This is a genomic window from Paraburkholderia polaris (assembly GCF_012927345.1).
Lineage (GTDB): Bacteria > Pseudomonadota > Gammaproteobacteria > Burkholderiales > Burkholderiaceae > Paraburkholderia > Paraburkholderia polaris.
Genome location: NZ_JABBGJ010000106.1, coordinates 1 through 6,239 on the forward strand (window position 1 = coordinate 1; position 6,239 = coordinate 6,239).

The 6,239-nt window shown below is 59.0% G+C and carries 5 protein-coding genes and 1 pseudogene; all 6 read left to right on the forward strand.

Annotated features, from left to right (window positions below):
* Positions 1 to 594 (forward strand): annotated as a pseudogene (locus HHL24_RS42865) (glutamine synthetase); the annotation flags it as partial.
* 98 nt (positions 595 to 692) lie between these two features.
* Positions 693 to 1,826, forward strand: coding sequence for a polyamine ABC transporter substrate-binding protein (locus HHL24_RS42870; RefSeq protein WP_169491282.1), 1,134 nt, complete (start codon positions 693 to 695; stop codon positions 1,824 to 1,826).
* 219 nt (positions 1,827 to 2,045) lie between these two features.
* Positions 2,046 to 3,209, forward strand: coding sequence for an ABC transporter ATP-binding protein (locus HHL24_RS42875; RefSeq protein ID WP_407947561.1), 1,164 nt, complete (start codon positions 2,046 to 2,048; stop codon positions 3,207 to 3,209).
* Entirely contained in the window at positions 3,206 to 4,177 is a 972-nt protein-coding gene (locus HHL24_RS42880; protein ID WP_169491283.1) for an ABC transporter permease subunit, read from the forward strand. Before HHL24_RS42875 ends, HHL24_RS42880 begins: the two co-directional genes overlap by 4 nt.
* A complete protein-coding gene (locus HHL24_RS42885) occupies positions 4,174 to 5,085 on the forward strand; it encodes an ABC transporter permease subunit (RefSeq protein ID WP_169491284.1) in 912 nt (303 codons plus the stop codon). The genes HHL24_RS42880 and HHL24_RS42885 overlap by 4 nt, the downstream gene beginning before the upstream one ends.
* A 37-nt stretch (positions 5,086 to 5,122) precedes the next feature.
* On the forward strand, positions 5,123 to 6,239 hold a 1,117-nt coding region (locus tag HHL24_RS42890), incomplete at its 3' end, for a DUF3138 family protein (RefSeq protein ID WP_169491285.1).

Sequence of the window (6,239 nt, forward strand, 5' to 3'; positions counted from 1 at the left end):
GAACCGGGCTCGGCAATGCACATGCACCAGAGCCTCGTGGACGAAGAAACCGGGCACAACCTGTTCACGGGTCCCGACGGCAAACCGACATCGATGTTCACCGGCTATATCGCGGGTCTGCAGAAATACACGCCTGCACTGATGCCGATCTTCGCGCCGTACATCAACTCGTATCGCCGCCTGTCGCGCTTCATGGCTGCACCGATCAACGTGGCATGGGGTTACGACAACCGCACGGTGGGTTTCCGGATTCCGCATTCGGGGCCGGCTGCGCGCCGCATCGAAAACCGCATTCCGGGTGTGGACTGCAATCCGTATCTAGCGATTGCCGCGACCCTGGCTGCAGGCTATCTCGGCATGACACAAAACCTCGAAGCCACTGAGCCGCTGCTCAGCGACGGTTACGAATTGCCGTACGAGTTGCCGCGCAATCTGGAAGAGGGTTTGACGTTGATGGGCGCTTGCGAACCGATCGCCGAAGTACTCGGTGAGAAATTCGTCAAAGCCTACCTCGCTCTGAAAGAAACCGAATACGAAGCGTTTTTCCGCGTGATCAGTTCGTGGGAACGCCGGCATTTGCTGCTGCACGTTTAAGGCCATTCCATAACCCGGCTTTTCTCAACGCCAATTTCGTCCGGCGAGAGCACCGACAGACGCTCGCACCGGATTCTTTACTTACCAGGGAAAACATCATGAGCGCTTGTCATTCTGGACGTCATCTTCGCCATGCAGCCGCGGGAGCCGCGCTACTCGCCTTCACCAGCCTCTGTGCGTTGTCGGTCACGCCGGCGCTGGCGGCCGACACGGAACTGAATGTGTACAACTGGTCGGACTATATCGCCAAGGACACGATTCCGAACTTCGAGAAACAGAGCGGTGTCCACGTGAAGTATGACAACTACGACAGCGACGACACGCTGCAGGCCAAGCTGTTGGCCGGCAGTTCCGGCTATGACATCGTTGTACCGACATCGAACTATATGGCCAAGCAGATTCAGGCCGGCGTGTATCAGAAGCTCGACAAGACGAAACTCCCCAATCTCGCCAATCTGGATCCCACGCTGATGAAGATCATCAGTGAGGCTGATCCAGGCAACCAGTACGGTGCGCCCTACGCTTACGGCACCGACGGCATCGGCTACAACGTGCAGGCCGTTCAGAAAGCCTTGGGTGCGGATGCCCCCGTTGACAGTTGGGCACTGGTGCTTGATCCGGCGTACGTCTCCAAGTTGAAGAGTTGCGGCGTGTCATTCCTCGATCAGCCCGTCGACGTGTTTGCCGCCACGCTGCAATACATGCACAAGGACCCGAACAGCACGAGTCCGGCAGACTATCAGGCTGCCTTCGAAGTGCTGAAGAAGGTTCGTCCGTACATCACCCAGTTCAACTCGTCGGGCTACATCAACGACCTCGCGAACAACGACATTTGCGTCACGCTCGGCTGGTCGGGCGACGTCGGCATAGCGCATCGCCGTGCGGAGGAGGCCAAGCGTTCATACGAGATCAAGTTCAACAACGTGAAGGAAGGTGGCCTGGTGTGGTTCGACGTGATGGTGATCCCGAAGGATGCACCGCACGCCGAAGCGGCGCTCGCGTGGATCAATTACATCGAAGACCCGAAAGTTAACGCGGCCATTACCAACGAGGTTTTCTATCCGACCGCTAACGTCCCCGCACGCCAGTTCGTCACACCGGCTGTTTTGCATGACCAGGGTGTGTACCCGGCGGTGGATGTGCTGAAGAAAATGACCCTGTTGAAGCCGTTGCCCACTGACATCCTTCGGCTTGAGAACCGCCTCTGGGCCCAGCTTAAAACAGGCCACTAAATAGATAACCGCGCCAAACAAACTCATATAACCCTTCATAGCAGGGGTCGCTTGATCCCTGCCCGCATGAAATAAGCAGCACAGTAGTCAGCCTGCGCGCTTTTAGCGTCCCAGCCACGCGCAGTCCCATGTTTCCCGATCGCAGCGCATCTTGCGAGCCGCTCTCAGCGCCTCGTATGGAGACACTTGCGCTCGCGATCCGCAAGGAATGGTTACATCATGAACTCGACGACATCAAATCGCGTAGCCGGCGCCACCCAGATGGCCCGCCCCGCCCCGACGACAAAATCGAAATCGGACGAATTCGTCCGCATCGAAAACGTTGTGAAAAAATTCGGCGATAGTACCGCTGTCAATAACGTCAACCTGAACATCGCGAAGAACGAACTGTTCGCATTGCTTGGCAGTTCCGGCTGCGGAAAATCCACGCTCCTGCGCATGCTCGCCGGACTGGAAACGGTCACCTCCGGGCGCATCTTCGTCGACGGCGAAGATCTCGCTGCGATGCCGCCGTACAAACGCCCGGTCAACATGATGTTCCAGTCGTATGCGTTGTTCCCGCACATGACGGTCGAAGCGAACATCGCCTTTGGGCTCAAACAGGAAGGCACGCCAAAGAACGAGATCAGGGAGCGCGTCGCCGACGCGCTCAATCTCGTGCAGATGAGCAAATATGCGCAGCGCAAACCGCATCAGCTCTCTGGCGGCCAGCAGCAGCGTGTGGCACTGGCCCGTTCGCTCGTCAAACGGCCCAAGCTGCTGCTGCTCGACGAGCCCATGTCCGCGCTCGACAAACAGATCCGCCAGAAAACGCAGCTCGAACTGGTCAACATCATCGAGAAAGTCGACGTGACCTGCGTGATGGTCACCCACGATCAGGAAGAAGCGATGACGATGGCAGGCCGTATCGCGGTGATGAGCGAAGGCCACATTGTGCAGATCGGCTCTCCGAGCCAGGTGTACGAGTTTCCGAATAGCCGTTTCTCGGCTGAATTCATCGGCTCGACCAATCTGTTCGAAGGCACGGTCGTCGCGGATGAACCGGATCACATCTTCGTCGAAAGCCAGGACCTCGAATCGCGCATCTACGTGAGCCATGGCATTACTGGCCCGCTCGGCATGCCGGTGGGTATCTCGGTGCGCCCGGAACGCGTGAAGGTCTCGCTCGACAAGCCCGCGACGCCGCACAACTGGGCGCGCGGCGTAGTCTCGGATGTCGCATACATGGGCAGCTATTCGCTGTATCACGTGCGCCTGCCGAGCGGCAAAACCGTCGTGTCGAATCTCTCCAGCTCGCATCTGATGAGCGAAGGTGCGCCGTCCTATAACGACGACGTGTTCATCTACTGGTCGCCGGCTAGCGGCGTGGTGCTGACGCAATGAGCAATCCCACTACCTCCCCCGCGGCGCTCGGCGCGCCGTCCGGCAGCCGGTTGTTCGGCTCGCTAAAAAGACGCCTCTCCATGCTGCTGCCGTCGGGCCGCACGACCGTAATCGGCGTGCCGTTCCTGTGGCTGACGCTGTTCTTCGCCGTTCCGTTCGTACTGGTGCTGAAGATTAGTTTCACCGACTCGCGGCTTGGCATTCCGCCGTACACCGATCTCCTCAGTGCGAAGGATGGCGTGCTCCACGTGGTCATGCAACTGGGGCACTACGCGTTCCTGTTGCAGGACGACCTGTATGTCGCCACCTATATCAGCTCGCTGAAGATGGCTGCGGTCTCGACTTTCTGCTGCCTGTTGATCGGCTATCCGGTTGCGTACTACATCGCACGCTCCGAGCCCGCGAAACGCAATCTGCTGATGATGGGCGTGATGCTGCCGTTCTGGACGTCGTTCCTGATTCGCGTGTACGCATGGATCGGCATTCTGAAAGACGACGGCCTGCTTAACCACACGCTGATGGCCATCGGCATGATCCATTCGCCGCTGCGGCTTTATCACACGGATATCGGCGTCTATATCGGCATGGTCTATTCGTACCTGCCGTTCATGGTGATGCCGCTTTACGCCCACCTGGTGAAGTTGGACCTCACGCTGCTCGAAGCCGCTTACGACCTCGGCTGCAAACCGTGGACCGCATTCACGCGTATCACGTTGCCACTGTCGAAGAACGGCATCATCGCCGGCAGCCTGCTGGTGTTCATTCCGGCCGTTGGCGAGTACGTGATTCCCGAACTGCTGGGTGGCGCCGACACGCTGATGATCGGCCGCGTGATGTGGAATGAGTTCTTCAACGACATGGACTGGCCAATGGCGTCCGCCGTGACGGTCGCGATGGTTCTGCTTCTGCTCGTGCCGATGGCCGTGTTCCAGTACTACCAGGTCAAGGAACTGGAGGGCGCGAAATGATCAAGCCAAATAAAACCCTTTCCACCGGCGTGCTGACGTTCGGGTTCCTGTTTCTGTACATCCCGATCATCAGTCTCGTCGTGTTCTCGTTCAACGAGTCGAAGCTCGTCACGATCTGGTCCGGCTTCTCGCTGAAATGGTATGCCGCGCTGCTGCAGGACGACGAGTTGCTTACCGCTGCCTGGCTGTCGCTAAAGATCGGTCTGATGACGGCGTGTGCGTCGGTAGTGATCGGCACATGGGCCGGCTTCGTGCTGGCCCGGTTCGGGCGCTTTCGCGGCTTCACGCTGTTCGCCGGCATGATCAACGCGCCGCTCGTGATTCCTGAAGTGATTCAGGGCATTTCGCTGCTGCTGCTGTTCGTGGCGATGGAACAGATGCTCGGCTGGCCGAAGGGCCGCGGCGTCGTCACGATGTGGATCGGTCACGTGATGCTGTGCGTGTCCTATGTGGCGATCATCGTGCAGTCACGCGTGAAGGAGTTGAACAGATCGCTCGAAGAAGCCGCACTTAACCTGGGCGCCACACCGCTCAAGGTGTTTTTCGTTATCACGTTGCCGCTGATCTCGCAGGCGTTGATGTCCGGCTGGCTGCTGTCGTTCACGTTGTCGATCGACGACCTCGTGCTGTCCGCGTTTCTGTCGGGTCCGGGCTCAACCACGCTGCCGCTCGTTGTGTTCTCACGTGTGCGCCTCGGCCTGAATCCGGAAATGAACGCGCTGGCGACGATCTTCATCAGTCTGGTGACGATTGGGGTGGTCAGCGTGAACACCCTGCTGGTTGCCAAAGAACGTAAGCGTCTGCGCGATATGCAAGCGGCGTTGGCCGTGGCCGAAGCCGCCGATGCAGCTCCCGCTGCGCCGCAACCCGCAACGGCGCGGAAGTCGCTCGACACGGCCAGCGCATAGGAAATTCGCAGCAATACGACCAATCAGGAGAATCTGCATGAGAAAGAAACTCATCTGTCTGTTAGTGGCGGGGAGTCTGCCTGGCTTTGCCATGGCAGACGCCACCAGCGACCAGATCAAGGCGCTGCAAGCTCAACTCAATGCACTGCAAAAAGAAGTGAAGCAGTTGCGCACTGAAGTCGCCAGCAAGCCTAAAGCGGTGGCTACGGAGACAGCGGCTCTTGCCCCGGCAGTGGCCGCTGCGCCGGTGGACATCTCTTCGCCGGACTACGGCAAGGCACGCGCAACGCTGACCAACGATCAGGTCGATTCGATGAAGCAGCAGCTCGCCAATCAGCAGCTGAAGGTCGATTCGTTGGTGGACGCGCAGAACACAGGTCCGATCGCCGGTCTGTCGGTGACGGGCTATATCGATCCGACCTACATCTATAACCGCGCGGCAAGCAGCTCGTCGTTCCTGTTCGCGAACCACGAAAGTAGCTACAACTATTTCAACAGTACGTTCGGCGATCTGTACCTCGATATCAAGAAGACCTTCGGTGTCGGCCCGATGGCGCCGTCGGCCGAGATCACGTTGATGCCGAACCGCGGCAACGGTATTACGTTGCTGCAGAACGAGCACGGCGAAATCGGCAACAACATTCTGAATACGGCTGTCATTACCGTCCCTGTGACGGCGACGACAACCTTCGTAGCCGGTTTGATGCCGAGCTTCGGCGGCTATGAAGTGCAGCAGTCGAACCAGATGCTGACGCTCACGCACAACCTGCTGTATGACTTCTCCGATCCGGGCAGCTATGTCGGCGTCGGCGTGAACTACACGGGCGACGGCAGCAACTGGGCATGGAAGTTCATGCTCGGCAACGAACAGTACCGCACCTATGGCTCGGTGGTACAGACGGGCACCAACGCGCTGGGCGATCCGATCACCAGCAGCAACAAGATCCCGACCTTCACCGCCCGCCTCGACTACACCTGGTCGAGCGCGCTGGATATCGGCGGCTCGTTCAATATCGGTCGTCAGACGCTCTCGGCCGCCACGCAGAACGTGAACGGCAATACGATCCCGGTGTATGGCGTGGGCGGTGGCGCATCGAGCGCCTTCGGCACGTTCTTCTTCGGCGAAGCGGACCTGGCCTACACCCAGGCGGACG